The organism is Streptomyces sp. NBC_00503, from assembly GCF_036346895.1.
Classification (GTDB): domain Bacteria; phylum Actinomycetota; class Actinomycetes; order Streptomycetales; family Streptomycetaceae; genus Streptomyces.
Genome location: NZ_CP107855.1, coordinates 2663128 through 2681541, shown reverse-complemented (window position 1 = coordinate 2681541; position 18414 = coordinate 2663128). Strand labels below are relative to the sequence as shown.

15 protein-coding genes, 2 tRNA genes and 1 pseudogene are annotated in these 18414 nt (G+C 72.3%); 17 read left to right on the top strand and 1 reads right to left on the bottom strand.

From position 1 onward, the window contains the following. Nucleotides 1–18: 18 nt before the first annotated feature. From OG490_RS12575 to OG490_RS12560, 4 genes are all read left to right on the top strand, one after another. Nucleotides 19–438 (top strand): hypothetical protein, encoded by a 420-nt coding sequence (locus tag OG490_RS12575; protein ID WP_443065796.1) that lies wholly within the window; start codon nucleotides 19–21, stop codon nucleotides 436–438. Nucleotides 439–704: 266 nt separating this feature from the next. Beyond that, entirely contained in the window at nucleotides 705–1988 is a 1284-nt protein-coding gene (locus tag OG490_RS12570; protein WP_330296373.1) for a glutamate-5-semialdehyde dehydrogenase, read from the top strand. Between the two features lie 77 nt (nucleotides 1989–2065). Next, complete coding sequence (locus tag OG490_RS12565; RefSeq protein ID WP_330296372.1) at nucleotides 2066–2626, top strand: SCO2584 family spore wall biosynthesis protein; 561 nt, start codon at nucleotides 2066–2068, stop codon at nucleotides 2624–2626. 68 nt (nucleotides 2627–2694) lie between these two features. Continuing rightward, nucleotides 2695–3840 (top strand): SCO2583 family membrane protein, encoded by a 1146-nt coding sequence (locus OG490_RS12560; protein ID WP_330296371.1) that lies wholly within the window; start codon nucleotides 2695–2697, stop codon nucleotides 3838–3840. Here the strand turns inward: OG490_RS12560 and OG490_RS12555 are convergent. Next, on the bottom strand, nucleotides 3824–4930 hold the full coding sequence (locus OG490_RS12555; protein ID WP_330296370.1) for a M48 family metallopeptidase: 1107 nt from the start codon (nucleotides 4928–4930) through the stop codon (nucleotides 3824–3826). The two genes, OG490_RS12560 and OG490_RS12555, sit on opposite strands and share 17 nt — an antisense overlap. A 141-nt stretch (nucleotides 4931–5071) precedes the next feature. Between OG490_RS12555 and OG490_RS12550 the strand changes: the two genes are divergently transcribed. The 13 genes and pseudogenes from OG490_RS12550 to OG490_RS12490 form a co-directional block, all read left to right on the top strand. After that, the gene (locus OG490_RS12550) at nucleotides 5072–5239 is read left to right on the top strand and encodes a hypothetical protein (protein ID WP_330296369.1); all 168 of its coding nucleotides are present in this window, start codon (nucleotides 5072–5074) and stop codon (nucleotides 5237–5239) included. A 70-nt stretch (nucleotides 5240–5309) separates the two neighbouring features. Next, nucleotides 5310–5927: a nicotinate-nucleotide adenylyltransferase gene (gene nadD / locus OG490_RS12545; protein WP_243334788.1), complete on the top strand. Its 618-nt coding sequence runs from the start codon at nucleotides 5310–5312 to the stop codon at nucleotides 5925–5927. A gap of 25 nt (nucleotides 5928–5952) precedes the next feature. Then, nucleotides 5953–7692, top strand: a complete 1740-nt coding sequence (locus OG490_RS12540; RefSeq protein ID WP_330296368.1) for a LytR C-terminal domain-containing protein — start codon at nucleotides 5953–5955, stop codon at nucleotides 7690–7692. 120 nt (nucleotides 7693–7812) lie between these two features. After that, on the top strand, nucleotides 7813–8259 hold the full coding sequence (gene rsfS / locus OG490_RS12535; RefSeq protein ID WP_330296367.1) for a ribosome silencing factor: 447 nt from the start codon (nucleotides 7813–7815) through the stop codon (nucleotides 8257–8259). Between the two features lie 74 nt (nucleotides 8260–8333). Continuing rightward, nucleotides 8334–8954 (top strand): histidine phosphatase family protein, encoded by a 621-nt coding sequence (locus OG490_RS12530; RefSeq protein ID WP_330300897.1) that lies wholly within the window; start codon nucleotides 8334–8336, stop codon nucleotides 8952–8954. A 112-nt stretch (nucleotides 8955–9066) separates the two neighbouring features. Beyond that, nucleotides 9067–9139, top strand: a tRNA-Ala gene (locus OG490_RS12525). Between the two features lie 136 nt (nucleotides 9140–9275). Continuing rightward, nucleotides 9276–9509, top strand: coding sequence for a hypothetical protein (locus OG490_RS12520; protein WP_007264019.1), 234 nt, complete (start codon nucleotides 9276–9278; stop codon nucleotides 9507–9509). A gap of 146 nt (nucleotides 9510–9655) precedes the next feature. Then, nucleotides 9656–9728: transfer RNA gene (locus OG490_RS12515), tRNA-Ala, on the top strand. 303 nt (nucleotides 9729–10031) lie between these two features. Next, a complete protein-coding gene (gene leuS / locus OG490_RS12510) occupies nucleotides 10032–12905 on the top strand; it encodes a leucine--tRNA ligase (RefSeq protein WP_330296366.1) in 2874 nt (957 codons plus the stop codon). A gap of 122 nt (nucleotides 12906–13027) precedes the next feature. Further along, nucleotides 13028–13711, top strand: coding sequence for a hypothetical protein (locus tag OG490_RS12505; RefSeq protein WP_330296365.1), 684 nt, complete (start codon nucleotides 13028–13030; stop codon nucleotides 13709–13711). Nucleotides 13712–13980: 269 nt separating this feature from the next. Beyond that, on the top strand, nucleotides 13981–14826 hold the full coding sequence (locus OG490_RS12500) for a DegV family protein (RefSeq protein ID WP_330296364.1): 846 nt from the start codon (nucleotides 13981–13983) through the stop codon (nucleotides 14824–14826). A gap of 98 nt (nucleotides 14827–14924) precedes the next feature. Continuing rightward, the gene (locus OG490_RS12495) at nucleotides 14925–15896 is read left to right on the top strand and encodes a ComEA family DNA-binding protein (protein WP_330296363.1); all 972 of its coding nucleotides are present in this window, start codon (nucleotides 14925–14927) and stop codon (nucleotides 15894–15896) included. A gap of 221 nt (nucleotides 15897–16117) precedes the next feature. Next, nucleotides 16118–18340: pseudogene (locus OG490_RS12490) on the top strand (ComEC/Rec2 family competence protein); the annotation flags it as partial. Between the last annotated feature and the right edge of the window lie 74 nt (nucleotides 18341–18414).

Here is an 18414-nt window from a genome sequence, read left to right as displayed (position 1 = left end):
AGACAAGGAGGCGGGCTGGTGAGACGAGCGCTGACCAGCGTCGGCACCGGGGACGGTGACGCCGTCGGCGAGAGCGGGAACGGAGAGGAGCGCGACACCTCGCGCCTCTGGCACGTCACCCTGAGCGTCTCCGGCAAGCCCGCGCCGCTGTCCGAGGTCCGCCGCGGGCTGGAGCAGCTCGCCCACGACCACCCCTTCCTACTGACCAGCCGCTATGCCGACGACCATGCGGAGATCCGCTACTGGGAAGAGGCCCGCGACCTCCACGACGCCGCGGCCGTAGCCCTGCGCCTGTGGGGCGAACACCGCTCCTCGGCCCAGCTCCCGCCCTGGGAGATCGTCGGCCTCGAAGTCATCGACCGGTCCACCTACCACCAACGAGTGGCAGAAGGCTACGGCCCACCCCCGGCCCACCCGGTGGGCGTACACCCGTACTGACCGCGCTGCCTCCCAGCCCCGCCGCACCCCTCCAGCCCCGCCGGCTCCCTTCAGCCCCGTCGGCTCCGCTCAGCCCCGCCGGCGTTTGAGGCGCGGGTCCGGGCAGCGCCCGGGGAACGGTGGAAGGGCGGGTAGGGGACTCCGCCCCGCAGGGCCCACCACCCGCACCGGCCCACGCACCAGCCAACGGCCGGACCACGTCAAGACGGCGTCTCGCGAGCTGGAACCCCATCGGGCAAGCCCGACCCGGGCACTACCCTGGCGGCATGACCTCGCTCGATGCCGCCACCGCCACCTCGCCCGTCCTAGCCACCGCGCAGCGGTCCCGTACCGCCGCCGCGGCCATCGCCCCCCTCCCGCGGTCCGCCAAGGACACGGCGCTGCTGGCCATCGCGGACGCGCTGGAGGCCCGTACGGCCGAGATCGTCGAGGCCAACGCCGTCGACACGGCGAAGGCCGCCGCCGCGGGCACCAGCGAGACCGTCATCGACCGCCTCACCCTCACCCCCGACCGCATCGCGGCCATCGCCTCCGACGTCCGCGACGTCGCGGCCCTGCCCGACCCGGTCGGCGAGGTGGTCCGAGGCTCCACGCTCCCCAACGGCATCGACCTCCGCCAGATTCGCGTCCCGCTCGGCGTCGTCGGCATCATCTACGAGGCCCGCCCCAACGTCACCGTCGACGCCGCCGCCCTCTGCCTGAAGTCCGGCAACGCGGTCCTGCTCCGGGGCAGCTCCTCCGCCTACGCCTCCAACACCGCGCTCGTCGCGATCCTGCGCGACGCCATCGTCTCGGCCGGCCTGCCCGCCGACGCGATCCAGCTGGTCCCCGGCGAGTCCCGCGACTCCGTCCGCGAGCTGATGCGCGCCCGCGGCCTCGTCGACGTGCTCATCCCGCGCGGCGGTGCCTCGCTCATCAAGACCGTCGTCGAGGAGTCCATCGTCCCGGTCATCGAGACCGGTACCGGCAACTGCCACGTCTACGTGGACGCCCAGGCCGACCTCGGCATGGCCGTGGACATCCTCGTCAACTCCAAGGCCCAGCGGCCCTCCGTCTGCAATTCCGCGGAGACCCTCCTGGTCCACCGGGACATCGCCGCCGCCTTCCTGCCGCTGGCCCTGGACGCGCTCGCCGAGGCGGGCGTGACCGTCCACGGCGACGGCGAGGTGCTCTCCTACGCCGAGGGCAGCAAGGTCACGGCCGTGCCCGCCACCGACGAGGACTGGGCGGCCGAGTACCTCTCGTACGACATCGCGGCGGGAGTCGTCGACTCCCTCGACGACGCGGTCGCCCACATCCGCCGCTGGACCTCCGGCCACACCGAGGCGATCGTCACCACCTCGCAGGCCGCGGCGCGCCGCTTCACCCAGCTGGTCGACTCGACCACGGTTGCCGTGAATGCCTCCACCCGGTTCACGGACGGTGGTCAGTTCGGCTTCGGCGCCGAGATCGGCATCTCCACGCAGAAGCTGCACGCCCGGGGCCCGATGGGGCTTCCCGAGCTCACCTCGACCAAGTACATCGTCACCGGCGACGGTCACGTTCGGTAGTCACCGGCTGAACACGGTGTGGCCGGATTTCGGCGGATGCCCTGCCCAAAGCCGTCCTCCAGGTCTAGGCTGGTGACGTGCCGGACGACGTGGGGGGCCAACCGTTCCCGGACGACGGGGAGCCCGACGAGGACCGCGGAGGCGCGGACAAGGACTTCGCCTCCGTGGTGTTCGACGAGGACTTCGTCCGGAACGCCGAGATCCGTGAACCGAGCGCCGCGGAGCGCCAGCGGGCCGCCGATCGAGCGCGCGCGGAAGCCGCCGAAGCGGCCCGGTCCGCCTTCGCGGGCGGCTGGACGGGCGACGAGGACCACGACGGGTACGGCTACGGCCACACCGACGGCTACCACTCCGACGAGTCCGGCTGGGAACAGGGCCACGGCCACGGCTACCCCGACGGCCCGTACGGGGCCTACGGCGGCAGCCTGCGCCCCTACCGCGGCCGCTCTCCGTGGCTGCGCCCGGTCGCCTGGGTCCTCGCCTTCGTGATGGGCCTCGGTATGGTCGCGCTGGCTTTCAGCGCCGTTTACCGCAGCGCCGCCGCCGGTACGGACCCGGCTCCGGCGCCCGCGAGCACCCCCATGGGCGAAGTCACCGGCGCGGGCAAGTTTATGGACCGCGTCGGCCGCCAACCCTGAAGGTACGACCCCGCTCCCTTTTGCCGGAGCCGGGGGCTTCTCTGAAGCGGGGACAGCGGGGAGAAGCGATGGCCATGTCAGGAGATCCGCCCGGCGGCACCCCCGAGGACACCGGAGGTGGCGACGACGACTTCCGCGCGGACGAATACCGCTCGGTGGTGTTCGACGAGGACTTCGTCCGGGCTGCCCGGCTCCAGGAGTACTCCGCGCAGGAGCGCATGGGCGAGCACGCCCGTGCCGTGCGCAGCCGGTCCATCTGGTCGAGCGGCGCCAGCCCGGCAGGATCCCGCAGCGGCCTGGGAAGCGCGGCCCGGCAGGGCCGGCTCATCGTGCTGTGCATCGCGCTGGCGCTCGCCGCCGCCGTGTACATGGGGCTGCGCAATCCGTACGTGGCACCTGCCACGGGCCAGGCCGAGGCACTCAGCAGCACCGTCGTCCCGCTCGCGCCCTCCGAGCCGGTCCAGGGCGGCCGCCCGGCCGACCTGTTCGCCCAGAGCCAGGCCGCGCAGTACCGGGTCGGGGCGGCCGGGATCACCCTGCCCGCCATGCGCCGCACCCACCACTTCACCGAGGAACAGGTCCAGGCGGCGCTCACCGTGGCCAAGGACTACCTGGTGCAGTCCTCGCTGGACCCCGACGTCCTGTCCGGAGCCGCGTCACGGCCGGTGCGGGTCCTGCTCGACCCCGACCAGCTGCAGCAGTTCGACCAGAGCATGCTCACGCCGACCGGCGACGGGCATCACGCCCTCACCGGCTGGCTGGTCCGCTTCGACCCCGCCGTCGCCGTGGTGGCCGACACCCGGGTCCGGGTGAGCGGCACCCTCGCCGTCGAGGAGGTCGCCCCGGACGCGCTGGAGGTGACCTCCGACCACACCTTCGTCTACGCCGTACGCCCGGCCACCGGCCAGCCGCTCGTCGTGGACGGAGCCTCGCTCTTCACCGTCCGCCGGGAGCTGCGGCTGCGCTTCGGCCGCGACGACCTCACGGCCCGGCGGGTGGAGCTGGTCTCCGCCTACGTGATGGCCGGGCCGCAGGACTGCGCCGCCGACCCGGCAGAGGGCTTCCGCCCGCTTCTGGCCGGGGCCGGGCCGACGACGGTCGGCCCGGCCGCGAGCGACCCGTACGCCAGCGGCCATCCGCGGCGCACTTCGGGGTTGTGCGGGGTCCTGGCGCCGACGGCCATCCCGGACCAGGGCGTCAGCCCTGGTCCGTAGCCCCGTCCGCGCCCTTGTCCCCGCCCTTTTCCGAGCTCTTGTCCCCGGGCTGGCCCCCGCTCCTGTCCCCGGTCCCCGCGAACTTGTCGCGGAGCTTGCCGCCCAGGTCGGCGGTGCCGCCGGCGATGTCGCCGACCAGCTTCATCAGCGGGTCCTTGCTGGTGCGCACGGAGTCGGCGTAGTGCGCGGCGGACTGGCGGAAGGAGTCGGTCACCGAGGTGTCCTTGTCCTCCTCGCGCCGCGGGTAGTGGCCGTCCATGATCCGCTGGTAGTCCCGGTTCTGCGACCACTTCTTCAGCTCGGCCGCCCGCACCGTCGTGAAGGGGTGCGTCCGCGGCAGCACGTTGAGGATCTTCAGCACGGAGTCGCGCAGATCGCCGCTCTTCTCGTACTCCTCGGCCTGGGCGAGGAAGGCGTCGACATTCATCTCGTGGAGGTGGTTGCCGCCCGCGAGCTTCATCAGCCCGCGCATCGAGGCCTGCACGTCCTGTCCCACCAGCAGCCCCGCCCGGTCCGCAGACAGCTCCGACTTGCGGAACCACTCGCGCAGCGCGGTCACGATCGCCATGATCGCCACATTGCCCAGGGGGATCCACGCGATCTTGAGCGCCAGGGTCGTCAGGAACAGCAGGATCGTGCGGTACACGGCGTGCCCCGACAGTGCGTGGCCCACCTCGTGGCCCACCACCGCCCGCATCTCCTCCTCGTCGAGCAGCTCGACCAGGCCCGTCGTCACCACGATGATCGGCTCGTCGAGCCCGATGCACATGGCGTTCGGCTTGGGGTCCTGCTGCACGTACATCTGGGGGACCTTCCCCAGGTCCAGGATGTAACAGGCGTCGAGCAGCATCGCGTGCAGGTGCGGGAACTGCGTCTCGCCCACCCGGACGGAGTCGGACAGGAACAGCAGGCGCAGGCTGCGCTCCGGAAGCAGCCCGCTCAGTGCCTTGAACACGGTGTCGAAGCCGGTCAGCTTGCGCAGCGCCACCAGCGCCGAGCGGTCCGCGGGATGCTCGTACGCCCGCGAGGAAATACCGGGGAACCTCCTTCGGTCCCGCGCCGGTGCCTTTTCGAAACCCGTCTCCGTCATTGCGCCCTCCCCGTTGGTCCGTCCGTCTCGCGGTCCGTCTATCCTCTCCAACGCCTGAGTCGACGTGAGCGTGCCCCAGGCCCCCGCATACGATGTGAGCGAAGTCTCCGCCCGCTCCCCGACTCGATAGGTACCTGCCTGATGAGCCTCGCCTCCACCACCCACTCCCTGGTCGTCCTCGCCGCGGAGGGCGGCGCCGAGCACGGCGGCAACCACGACAGCCTGAACCCGTACCTGACCGGCGGCGCAGCCTTCTTCATCCTGGTGCTGCTGCTCTGGGTCACCACGCGCCTGAACCGCGACCGCTGAAGCCCGTACCTCGCGCACGCGCTCGAAGGCGGGTCCCTCCCGCTCCACCGGGCCAGTAGGCTCTGCGCTCATGGGAGAGCAGGAAATGCCTACCGGCCCGGTCAAGCGCCGGCTCGGCGTGATGGGCGGAACGTTCGATCCGATCCACCACGGACACCTGGTGGCCGCCAGCGAGGTGGCCGCGCTGTTCCACCTCGACGAGGTGATGTTCGTACCGACCGGTGAGCCGTGGCAGAAGTCGCAGCGTGCCGTGTCCTCCGCCGAGGACCGGTACCTGATGACGGTCATCGCGACCGCGTCCAATCCGCAGTTCTCGGTGAGCCGGATCGACATCGACCGCGGCGGGCCGACCTACACGATCGACACCCTCCGTGACCTGAGCGCGCTCAACGACGACGCCGACCTGTTCTTCATCACCGGCGCCGACGCCCTCGCACAGATCCTGACCTGGCGAAACGCCGAAGAACTCTTCGCGCTCGCCCATTTCATCGGCGTCACCCGGCCCGGCCACGTCCTCACCGACGACGGTCTGCCCGAGGGAGGCGTATCCCTCGTCGAGGTGCCCGCGCTGGCCATTTCCTCCACGGACTGCCGCGCACGCGTCGCCAAGGGGGATCCTGTCTGGTACTTGGTGCCCGACGGCGTGGTCCGCTACATCGACAAGCGCGAGCTGTACCGCGGAGCCTGAGCTCCGGGAGAGAGGGGGCCCCGCGGTGAACGACCGACAGGAGCCGTACGACCCGTACGCGAGCCAGGAGCAGCAGCTCGTCGGCTATGACGCGTACGGGCGGCCGGTCTACGGCCAGGTGCCCGCGCAGCCCGCCCCCGCCGCACCCCAGTACGAGCAGCAGCAGTCGTACGAGCAGCAGCCGTACGAGCAGCAGCAGTACGACCAGTCGTACGAGCAGCAGTACGGCTACGACTACCAGGCGTACGGGCAGCAGCAGCCCCAGCAGCAGTACTACCCGCAGCAGCAGGAGCAGTACTCCCAGAGCGGCCAGGCGCAGCCCCAGGCCTACGGGTACGACACCCAGTCCACCCAGCAGTGGATCCCGCAGCAGGCCGCCCCCCAGGCCCCGGAGCAGCCCCAGGCGGCCCCGCAGCCTGCGGCGGCTCCCGAGCCGGATTTCCGGCAGGCGGGCGGGCAGGTCCCGGAGCCCCGCCGGGCCGAGGACGGGGCCGCGCAGGAGGCCTCGTACAAGACCGGGCAGTTCGACTTCATCGACCAGCCGGACGAGGACTCCGAGGACGTCATCGACTGGCTCGCCTTCACCGAGAGCCGCACCGAGCGCCGCGAGGAGGCCCGCCGGCGCGGCCGCAACCGCGTGGTGGCCCTGATCGTCGCCCTGGCCGTCTTCGTCGTCGCCGGGCTGGGCTACCTCTGGTACGCGGGCAAGCTGCCCTTCCTGGACGCCCCCGGGAAGGCCTCGAGCGGCGCCGCCGCCACGGGCCCGCAGAAGCGCGACATGATCGTCGTCCACCTGCACAACACCAAAAAGGGCGGCGTCACCACGGCGCTGCTCGTCGACAACGTCACCACCAAGCAGGGTGCCACCGTCCTGGTGCCGAGCACGCTGAGCGTTCCCGGCGACGACGGTACGGGCACACCGCTCGGCAAGGCCGTCGAGGGCGCGGGCCTGGGCGTACGGGAATCCCTCGACACCGTGCTCGGCACCCACATCGGCGGCACCTGGCGGCTGGACACCCCCTTCCTGGAAACCTTCGTGGACCTGGTCGGCGGCATCGAGGTCGACACCGACGCGGCGGTCCCGGCGGACGACGCGGCCAAGGCCCCGGCCGTGGCACAGGGCTCCAAGCAGAGCCTCAGCGGTGCGATGGCCGTCGCCTACGCCACGTACCAGGCCCAGGGCGAGCCGGAGGCCAAGCGGCTGGACCGCTTCGGCAAGGTCCTCTTCGCCCTGCTGCGCAAGGTGCCCGGGGATCCGAAGTCGGCGGCGATGACCGTCGAGACCACCGGCCAGATCCTGGACCCGGCGCTGAACGCGCAGACCCTGGGCGCGCTGCTGTCCAAGCTCGGAGACCACGCCAAGGTGGGCGCGTACCGCACCGACGTGCTCGCGGTGAAGCCCGACGGCGGCCTCACGGACGAGGCCAACAAGAAGGTGGTCAAGGAGGTCCTCGGCGGCTCCGCCTCGGCGACCCAGGCCGGCGCCACGCCGCGGGTGGGCGTCAAGGACGCCAGCGGCGACGACAAGGCGCAGACGGCGGCGAAGGCGGCCCTGGTCAACGGCGGGTACACGCTGGTGGACGGCGGCAAGGCAGACAAGACCGTTCCCGCCTCGCAGATCACGTACCAGGACGACGCCCAGCGGGACAAGGCGATCGAGGTCGCCAAGACGCTGGGCCTGCCCGAGACGGTCGTGAAGAAGGCCGACAACGCGGTGAACGCCGATGTGGTCGTGACGCTCGGCAAGGATTACAAACCGTCCTGAGCCTTCTGCGGCGGCGCCTGTGAGGTGCGGGTCCGCCCGCGCGGGACGTTCCGCGCGGGCGGTGACGGCGGTACATGAGACCCTTGTAAGGATCTGCCCGCCAACCCGAAAGCATGGCCAGTGACCGCCACGGACCGCTCCATCGAGCTCATCACCGCCGCCGCCCAGGCCGCGGCCGACCGGCTCGCGCACGACATCATCGCGTACGACGTCAGCGACGTGCTGTCGATCACCGACGCCTTCCTGCTCGCCTCGGCGCCCAACGACCGCCAGGTCAAGTCGATCGTGGACGAGATCGAGGAGAAGCTCCTGAAGGAGCTGGGCGCCAAGCCGGTGCGCCGCGAGGGCGACCGCGACGCCCGCTGGATCCTGCTCGACTACATCGACATCGTCGTCCACGTGCAGCACAGCGAGGAGCGTGTCTTCTACGCGCTGGAGCGCCTGTGGAAGGACTGCCCCGAGATCGACCTCCCCGAGGACGCCAAGCTCACCAAGGGCAAGGCCGAGGAGCACGCCGCCCTGCGCGCGACCCAGGGCGACGACGAACTGGACGGTGATCTGTTCTGAGCGCGACCAACGAAGGCACGACCAGTACGGCCGGCACGACTGGCACGACCGGCAGCGGTACGGCCGGCCGGAAGATCGTCCTGTGGCGGCACGGCCAGACCTCGTGGAACCTGGAGCGCCGCTTCCAGGGCTCCACGGACATCGAGCTGACCGAGGACGGTGTGGCGCAGGCACGCCGCGCCGCCCGGCTGCTCGCCTCGCTGGGGCCGGACGCCATCGTCTCCTCGGACCTGCGCCGGGCCTCGGCCACGGCCGCCGAGCTGGCGGGCGTCACCGGGCTGACCGTGACGCACGACGAGGCGCTGCGCGAGACGTTCGCGGGCGAGTGGCAGGGCCTCACGCACGACGAGATCCTCGCGAAGTACGGCGAGCAGTACGCGGCGTGGAAGCGCGGCGAGCCGGTTCGCCGAGGCGGCGGTGAACTGGAGACCGAGGTTGCCGACCGGGCCGCTCCGGTGGTCCTGGAACACGCCGATCGGCTGCCCCCGGGCGGCACGCTCGTCGTGGTCAGCCACGGCGGCACCATCCGTACGACGATCGGGCGCCTGCTGGGCCTGGATTCGTACAGCTGGGAGAGCCTGGGCGGGCTCTCCAACTGCTGCTGGTCCGTCCTCGGCGAGGGCGCGCGCGGCTGGCGGCTGATGGAGCACAACGCCGGCACGCTGCCCGAACCGGTGCTCGGCGACGACGACTGAGACCGCTTCAGGGCGGCTCCCACCCGGATTTCACTTTCCGGCTGGTCACAGGCTAGAGTTCTTCTTGTTCGCAGCGCAGAACACCGGAAACGGGGGGAGCGTCGCGGAGAGCGGGGCTATAGCTCAGTTGGTAGAGCGCCTGCATGGCATGCAGGAGGTCTGGAGTTCAATTCTCCATAGCTCCACAATCAAGATCCCGTCCCCAACAGGGGGCGGGATCTTTGCTTTTGTCCTCAGCTGCCCAGGCGCACCCCGGCATGGCAGAATCGGACGGCCGGAGGGGGACGACGACGGCCCGACGCGGGAGGGAGTCGCTGACGGATGGGTGCACACCGGCGGCGGTGCGACTGGTGCAACAACGGCACGCCGATCGTGCGGGACATGGAGCCGGTCAACCCCGACTACCAGTACTGGTGCGAGGAATGCGCGCGGGCGCTGATCATAAAAGGCGACCCGATCGAGACGTACCGTGAGCTGGAAGGGGAGCCGATCTACGGCCGGCTGCTCGACGAGCACTGCACGCTGAAGCGGTTCTACCAGTTCGCGCGTGCGTGACAGGCCCAGCTAGGACGAACTGCCCCAGAACGGACATGGCCCGGGGCGCGCGGAAACCGATTTTTGGACCAGGGCCATGACCGTGTAATGTTTGGGACGTCGCCAAGGGGAACCGGAAACGGGGAACGAAGCGGCAAGCGGGACAAGGGGCTATAGCTCAGTTGGTAGAGCGCCTGCATGGCATGCAGGAGGTCTGGAGTTCAATTCTCCATAGCTCCACAGTAGGGAAGCGGGTCACCCGGATCGGGTGGCCCGCTTTTCGTTGTCCGCGCATGCGGGCATCCGGGCGTCCGGGCATCCGGGCATCCGGGCGTCCGGGAGGGGGAACGCAAGGGCGCCCCTGGTGGCCGCTGCGGTACCCTGACGCCATGCGTGCCGTACGCCTTCTGCTTACCGAGCCGCGCTGAACAGCACCGACCCCGCGAAACGGTCGGCCTCGGCGCGGCGCCCCCTCCTGTGCGAGGGGTTTTTTCGTTTGGGCAGGCAGAGACGGCAGAGACGATCGATGGAGCTTCAGAAATCATGAGCGAGACGAACACCCCGGCCCCCGAGGCGGCCGAGGCGCACCGCTACACGGCTGCCATGGCCGCCGACATCGAGGCACGCTGGCAGGACGTATGGGACGCGCAGGGCACGTACGAGGCCCCGAACCCGACCGGTGACCTGGCCGGAGACCCTGCGGTCGTGGCGCGGCCCAAGAAGTTCATCATGGACATGTTCCCGTACCCCTCGGGCGCGGGCCTGCACGTCGGCCACCCGCTGGGCTACATCGCCACCGACGTCTACGCCCGCCACCAGCGGATGAGCGGCCACAACGTCCTGCACACCCTGGGCTTCGACGCCTTCGGCCTGCCGGCCGAGCAGTACGCCGTGCAGACGGGCACGCACCCGCGCGTGTCGACCGAGGCGAACATCGAGAACATGAAGGTCCAGCTGCGCCGGCTGGGTCTGGGCCACGACCGGCGCCGGTCCTTCGCGACGATCGACCCGGACTACTACAAGTGGACCCAGTGGATCTTCCTGCAGATCTACAACTCCTGGTACGACGCCGAGGCGAAGACGGCCCGTCCGATCGCCGAGCTGGTCACCGCCTTCGAGAACGGCTCCCGTGAGCTGCCCGGCGGCGGCTCCTGGGCCGCGCTGAGCGCGGGCGAGCGCGCCGACGTGCTGAACGAGTACCGGCTGGCGTACGCCTCGGACGCGCCCGTCAACTGGTGCCCCGGGCTGGGCACCGTACTGGCCAACGAGGAAGTCACCGCCGACAACCGGTCCGAGCGCGGCAACTTCCCCGTCTTCAAGTCCAAGCTGAGCCAGTGGAACATGCGGATCACGGCCTACGCCGACCGCCTGATCGACGACCTGGACGCGCTGGACTGGCCCGAGGCCATCAAGCTGCAGCAGCGCAACTGGATCGGCCGCAGCGAAGGCGCGCGCGTCGACTTCGCGGTCGGCGACGGCGATGCCATCACCGTCTTCACCACCCGCCCCGACACGCTGTTCGGCGCCACCTACATGGTGCTGGCGCCCGAGCACGAGCTGGTCGGGAAGATCGTCCCGGCCGAGTGGCCCGAGGGCACCCACCAGCTGTGGACCGGCGGCAACGCGACCCCCGCCGAGGCCGTGGACGCGTACCGCAAGCAGGCCGCCTCGAAGTCGGACGTCGAGCGGCAGGCGGAGGCCAAGGACAAGACCGGCGTCTTCACCGGCGCGTACGCGACCAACCCGGTCAGCGGCGACAAGGTCCCCGTCTTCATCGCGGACTACGTGCTGATGGGCTACGGCACCGGCGCGATCATGGCCGTCCCGGCCCACGACAGCCGCGACTTCGAGTTCGCGCGCGCCTTCGAGCTGCCGATGCGCTGCGTCGTCGCGCCCACGGACGACCGCGACGCGGACCCGCTGGAGTGGGAGGACGCCTTCTCCTCGTACGACGGCACCATCGTCAACTCGACCGGCGAGGGCGTGTCCCTGGACGGCCTGGGCGTGGTCGAGGCGAAGGCCGCGATCACCGACTGGCTGGCCGGGCGCGGCATCGGCGAGGGGACCGTCAACTTCCGGCTGCGCGACTGGCTGTTCAGCCGCCAGCGCTACTGGGGCGAGCCCTTCCCGATCGTCTACGACGAGGACGGCGTCGCGCACCCGCTGCCCGAGTCGATGCTGCCGCTGGAGCTGCCGGAGGTCGAGGACTACTCGCCGCGCACCTTCGAGGCGGACGACGCGACCTCCAAGCCGGAGACCCCGCTGTCCCGCAACGGGGCGTGGGTCAACGTGGAGCTGGACCTGGGCGACGGGCGCGGTGTGCGCTCGTACCGCCGCGAGACCAACACCATGCCGAACTGGGCCGGCTCCTGCTGGTACGAGCTGCGCTACCTGGACCCGAACAACTCCGAGGCGCTGGTCGACCCGGCCATCGAGCAGTACTGGATGGGTCCGAGCGAGGGCGCGCCGCACGGCGGCGTCGACCTGTACGTCGGCGGCGCCGAGCACGCGGTCCTGCACCTGCTGTACGCGCGCTTCTGGTCGAAGGTGCTGTTCGACCTGGGGCACGTCTCCTCGGTGGAGCCGTTCCACAAGCTGTTCAACCAGGGCATGATCCAGGCCTACGCGTACACCGACTCGCGCGGTGTGTACGTACCTGCGGCCGAGGTCGAGGAGCGCGACGGCGGCTGGTTCTACCAGGGCGAGCCCGTCAAGCGCGAGCACGGCAAGATGGGCAAGTCCCTGAAGAACGCCGTCACGCCGGACGAGATCTGCGAGGAGTACGGCGCGGACACCCTGCGCCTGTACGAGATGGCGATGGGCCCGCTGGACGTCTCGCGCCCGTGGGACACCCGCGCCGTCGTCGGCCAGTACCGGCTGCTGCAGCGCCTGTGGCGCAACGTGGTGGACGAGGAGACCGGCGCCGTGACGGTGGTCGACTCGGAGCCGGGCGAAGACACCCTGCGCGCGCTGCACAAGGCGATCGACGGGGTCGGCGCCGACATGGCGGGCCTGCGCTTCAACACCGCGATCGCGAAGATCACCGAGCTGAACAACACCCTGACGAAGGCGGGCCGGCCGCTGGAGCGCTCCGTCGCGGAGCGGCTGGTCCTGCTGATCGCCCCGCTGGCTCCGCACATCGCGGAGGAGCTGTGGCAGCGGCTGGGCCACGAGGAGTCGGTCGTCCACCAGGACTTCCCGGTCGCGGACCCGGCGTACGTGGTGGACGAGAGCGTCACCTGCGTCGTCCAGATCAAGGGCAAGGTCAAGGCGCGCCTGGAGGTGCCGCCGACGATCTCGGATGCCGACCTGGAGCAGCTGGCCCTGGGCGACGAGGCGGTCGTGGCGGCGCTGGGCGGGGCCGAGATCCGCAAGGTGATCGTGCGTGCGCCGAAGCTGGTGAACATCGTTGTGTGACCGGTGAGGACCCTGGTCTAGGGGTTGTCCCGTACGGGCAGGTTGGGGGTTCGATTGGAACCCGCGGCCTGCCCGTGGCGTTTACGGTGGAAGGGACCTAAACGGCTGGGGAAGGGAACCTCATGGAGGCGGCTTTTATCATCGTGGCCCTGGTGCTGCTGTTCGCCTTCGTGGGGCTCGGTGTCTATGTGACGACGAAGGTGGTCAAGGCCGCCGCGCGCGGCGTGGACCGGACCATCACCCAGGCCCGCCGCACCGTGGAGGACACCACCTTGAAAGCACGCAGCTTCGGCCAGGTCGGTGTCACGGGCGCGCTGGCCCAACTGCGGCTGGACCTGCGGACCTCGATGCGGGCCACGCAGCAGGCGCTGTACGAGGGGGTCCAGGCGGATGCCTCGCTGAAGGAGTCGATCGAGCTGTTCGAGCGGCTGAGCGGGCACGGACACGAGCTGGACGACGAGCTGAAGCGGCTCGAGGCGGAGCCCGACCGCAAGCGGATCGCGGAGAGCCTCCCGCAGCTGCGAGAGCGCACGGCGAAGATCACACAGGCGGCCGACTCGCTGCGCTGGGCGGCGCGCGACCGCGCCCGCCGCTTCGCGGACGACGACCTGTCGGTGCTGTCGGCCCAGATCGAAGTCGAGTCGGGCGCCCTGCGCGACTGGTCCCGGGAGTCCATCGACGACCTCCCCAACCCGGCCCCCGCAGCCTGGAACACCCCCCAGCCCCCGCGCCAGGCCCTGGCACAGCCCACCCCGGCACCCCAGTACCCGTGGCAGAAGGCTCCCCGCCCGGAAACGACGACCTGAGTAGACCGAAGCGCTCACTCAGCCCGTCCGGCGTTTGAGGACCGGGTCCGGGCAGCGCCCGGGGAACGGTGGAAGGGCGGGTAGGGGACAGTCCCGCAGGGCCGATCACCCGCAGCCGGGGCTGACGGACACCGCTCCGCGGAGCCCCCCGCCGGAGGCACCCCGCGGAGCCTCGTCGGCGACTCCGCACCGGCGTTGCCGACCCCACCACCGCCGGAGGCCAGGGGTCGGGCTGCCGGAACACCCCCGCTGCCGGTAACCTCCGCCTCATGTCCCGCCATGTCGCGATCGTCACCGATTCCACGGCCTACCTGCCCCAACCAGCCATGGCGCGCCACGGAATCACCTCCGTCCCGCTGACCGTGGTCCTCGGCGACGAGGCCCTCGTGGAGGGAACCGAGATCTCGGCCCGCAGCCTGGCCCTCGCCCTGCAGAAGCGCCGCTCGGTCACCACGTCCCGCCCGAGCCCGGAGGAGTTCGTCCGGGCCTACCGGGCCGCTGCCGACGCCGGCGCGACCGGCATCGTCAGCCTGCACCTGTCCGCCGAGTTCTCCGGCACCTACGACGCTGCCGTGCTCGCCGCGAAGACCGCCCCGGTGCCCGTGCGCGTCGTGGACACCGGCATGGTCGCGATGGCCCTGGGCTTCTGCGCCCTGGCGGCAGCCGAGGTGTCTGAGGCCGACGGGTCCCTGGACGAAGCCGTCGCCGCCGCGGAGAAGCGGGCCGCGGGCATGTCGGCGTACTTCTACGTGGACACCCTCGACTACCTCCGCCGGGGCGGCCGCATCGGCGCCGCGCAGGCCCTGCTCGGTTCGGCGCTGGCGGTCAAGCCGCTGCTGACGCTGGAGGGGGGCCGGATCGAGATGCTGGAGAAGGTGCGTACGGCCTCCAAGGCCATCGCCCGCCTGGAGGAGCTGGCCGTGGAGCGGGCGGGCTCCGGACCCGTCGATGTGGCCGTGCACCACCTGGCGGCGCCCGAGCGCGCGGAGAAGCTCGCGCAGCGGCTCCGCGAGCGGATCCCGGGACTGGTCGAACTGCACGTCAGCGAGGTCGGAGCGGTGATCGGCGCACACACCGGGCCGGGGCTGCTGGCGGCGGTCGTGTCCCCGCGCTGATCACCGGATCGGGTGACGGGGTTATCCACAACGGGCTGGCCGTCCACCGCAATTGAGGGCTCCGAACGGGGTTCCGGTTTCGGCCCTACCGTCGTGGCATGACTCTCCGTACGCGTACTTCGTCCCCCGCCGGCGCCACCAGCGGCCCCGGCCGCCCCCGGCTTTCCGACGGCCGCCTGCGCCACCGTCGCGGCGACCGGTCCGTCCACCCCGAACCCGCCGTGGTGCGGCGCAGGGCCGAGGCACTCCTGGGCGGCCACCCACCGGGGGCCCCTTTCCCGCACCCGCCGCCGGAGCCGGTTTCGGCCGAGGGCCCCGCTCCTGCTGTCACTTCGGCTGCGGCTCCGCCCCCGGTTCCGGCTGCGACTCCGGTTCCGGCTGCGGCCACGGCGTCGGCGGTCGGGTCGGCTGACGGGGTGGAGCCCCGGGGCGGCGAGGGGGTGCTGCCGGACGGGGTCGCGCGGCGGCTTGCCGTGCGGGAGCGGCTGCCCGTGTGGCTGCAGACCCGGTGCGGGATGGAGCCGCGGGCGGTGGCCGCCGTTTCGGTGGTGCTGGTCGCGGCGGTCGGGTTCGCCGGGCAGCAGTACTGGTCGGCCCGGCCGCAGCCGGTGACCGCGCCCGCCCTGGTGGCACCCTCGCCGACCGCCGCGGGCAGCGGCCGGATCCTGGTGGACGTCAGCGGCAAGGTCCGGGACCCGGGGGTGCGCAGGCTGCCCGCCGGGTCGCGGGTGGAGGACGCCCTGGTCGCCGCCGGGGGCGTGCGGCCCGGGACCGACATCACCGGGCTCAACCGGGCCCGGGTCCTCATGGACGGCGAACAGGTACTGGTCGGGGCCCCGGCCCCGCCACCGACGGGCGGGGGAGCGGCGCCGGCTCCCGGGCCGCTGAGCCTCGGCACGGCCACGGCCGACCAGTTGGACGGCCTGCCGGGGGTGGGCCCGGTCCTCGCGCAGCACATCGTGGACTTCCGGACGGCCCGTGGGGGCTTCCGGTCCGTGGAGGAGCTCCGGCAGGTCAACGGGATCGGCGAGCGGCGCTTCGCCGATCTGCGGAAACTGGTGCGGCCGTGAGCGGGACCGGGGAAGTGGCGCGACCCCCGACCGGCGGGGACACGGGGCAGGTGCGCCCCCGGCCCCCGAGCGGCGGGGACACGGGGCAGGTGTGCCCGCCGGATCTGCGGCTGGTGGTGCCGGCGCTGGCCGCCTGGGCGGCGGCCGCGGTCGCCCTCGGCTCACCCCTCGGGTGGAGCGCCTGGGCGGCGGGGCTGGGGGTGGGCGCCGCCGGGCTGCTGATGGCGGCCGGGGGCAGGCGCCGGGGGCCGTCCTGGAAGGCCGGGACGGCCGTGGCGGCGGCCCTGCTCTGCGCGGCCGCCGGGGCCGCGGTGGCCGGGCTCCAGCGGGCCGAGGCGCGAGCCGGGCCGGTGGCGGGGCTGGCCGGGCAGCACGCCCGGGTGCTGGCGGAGCTCACCGTGGGCTCGGATCCCCGGACCGCCCGCGGCGGGAGCGGGCCACCGGTGGTGGTGCTCGACGCGGTGGTGACCCGGGTGACCGGGCCGGACGGTGCCCGGACCCGGGTGTCCACCCCCGTGCGGGTACTGGCGGGGCATCCGGACTGGGCCCGGTTGCAGCCCTCGACCAGGGTCGCCGTGGTCGCCCGGCTGACGCCGGCCCGGGACGGCGAGTGGGCCGTCGCCCTGCTCCGGCCGGCCGGGGACACGCCACCGCGGGTGACGGGCGGCCCGGACACCGTGCAGCGGATCGCCGGGCGGCTGCGGGCCGGGCTGCGCGAGGTCACCGACGATCTGGCGCCCGATGCCCGAGCCCTGCTGCCGGGACTGGTGGTCGGGGACACCTCCCGGGTGGAGCCCGATCTGCACGAGGCGTTCCGGGCCACCGATCTGCTGCACCTGCTGGCCGTCTCCGGCTCCAACCTGACCGTGGTGCTCTTCCTCCTCATCGGACCCCCGGCCCGCGCACAGCTGGCGGAGCGGGGTGGTCTGGCGCCACGCCTGGGGCTCTCCCTGCGGGCGACGGCCCTGTGCGGAGCGGGCCTGACCCTGGCGTTCGTGGTGGTGTGCCGGCCGGAGCCCAGCGTGCTGCGGGCGGCGGCCTGCGGGTCGGTGACCCTGCTGGCCATCGCCACCGGGCGGCGCAGATCCCTGATCCCGGCGCTGGCCGCCGCCGTACTGCTGCTGGTGCTCTACGACCCGTGGCTGGCCCGCAGCTACGGATTCCTCCTCTCGGTCCTGGCCACCGGAGCCCTGCTGACCCTGGCGCCCCGGTGGAGCGAGGCCCTGCGAAGCCGCGGGGTGTGGCCGCGCCCGGCCGAGGCGCTGGCGGCCGCCGCGGCCGCGCAGGCGGTCTGCGCCCCGGTCGTCGCCGTGCTGTCGGCCCGGGTGAGCCTGGTGGCGGTCCCCTGCAATGTGCTGGCCGAGCTGGCGGCGGGCCCCGCGACGGTCCTGGGGTTCGCCGCGCTGGCGACGGCCCCGCTGTGCGGGCCGGTGGCGGAGCTGCTGGCCCGGTGCGCGGGGGTGCCGGCCGGGTGGATCGCGGCGGTCGCCCGGGGCGGGGCGCGACTGCCCGGGGCGGAGCTGGGGTGGCCCGGCGGGGTGGGCGGAGGGTTGCTGCTCGCCACGGCCACCTTGGCGGTGGTGGCGCTCGGCCGGCGGTTCGGGCTCAGGCGATGGCTTGCCTCCGCCCTGGCCGTGGCACTGCTCCTCGCCGTACTGAGGCCGCCGCTGGTCACTCGTACGATCAAAGGGTGGCCGCCGCCCGGCTGGAGCTATGTGCAGTGCGCGGTCGGGCAGGGGGACGCCGCCGTCCTCGCCGTCGCTCCGGGCACGGCCGTGGTGGTGGACGCGGGCCCCGAGCCCGCTCCGGTGGACGCCTGCCTGCGGGAACTGGGCGTGAAGCGGGTGCCGTTGCTCCTGCTGACGCATTTCCACGTCGACCACGTGGGAGGGCTGGCGGGGGTGCTGCGGGGGCGCACGGTGGGAGTGGTGCAGGTCACCACGTTGGAAGAGCCGGCGGGGCAGGCGGAGTTCGTGCGGCGGACCGCGGCGGCCGCAGGGATTCCCGTCGTCCCCGCGGCGGCCGGCGAGCGGCGCCGGGCCGGGCCGCTGGAGTGGCAGGTGCTGTGGCCGCCGGCCGGGGGAGCGACGGCCGAAGGGCCCAACGATGCGAGCGTGGCCCTGCTGGTGCGGACCGCCGGACTGACCCTCCTCCTGCTGGGCGACCTCGAACCGGACTCCCAGCAGGAACTGCTGAGGAACCATCAGGAGCTCGGGCCGGTCGATGTCCTCAAGGTCGCCCACCACGGCAGCGCCCACCAGGACCCCGGCCTCTACGACCGGGTCCGGCCGCGTCTCGCGATCGTCCCGGTCGGCGCGGGCAACCGGTACGGACACCCCGCGGCGGGTACGCTCGCCCGGCTGCGGGCCTCGGGGGCGGTGGTGCTGCGCACGGACGAGGACGGCTCGATCGCCGTCACCGGCAGCGGCTCGCAGCTGCGGGCATTCCCGGTCATCCGACGGCGGAACCGGCGCGGTCATACCGGGCGCGACCGCTCTGTTTGCCCACAACCCGACAG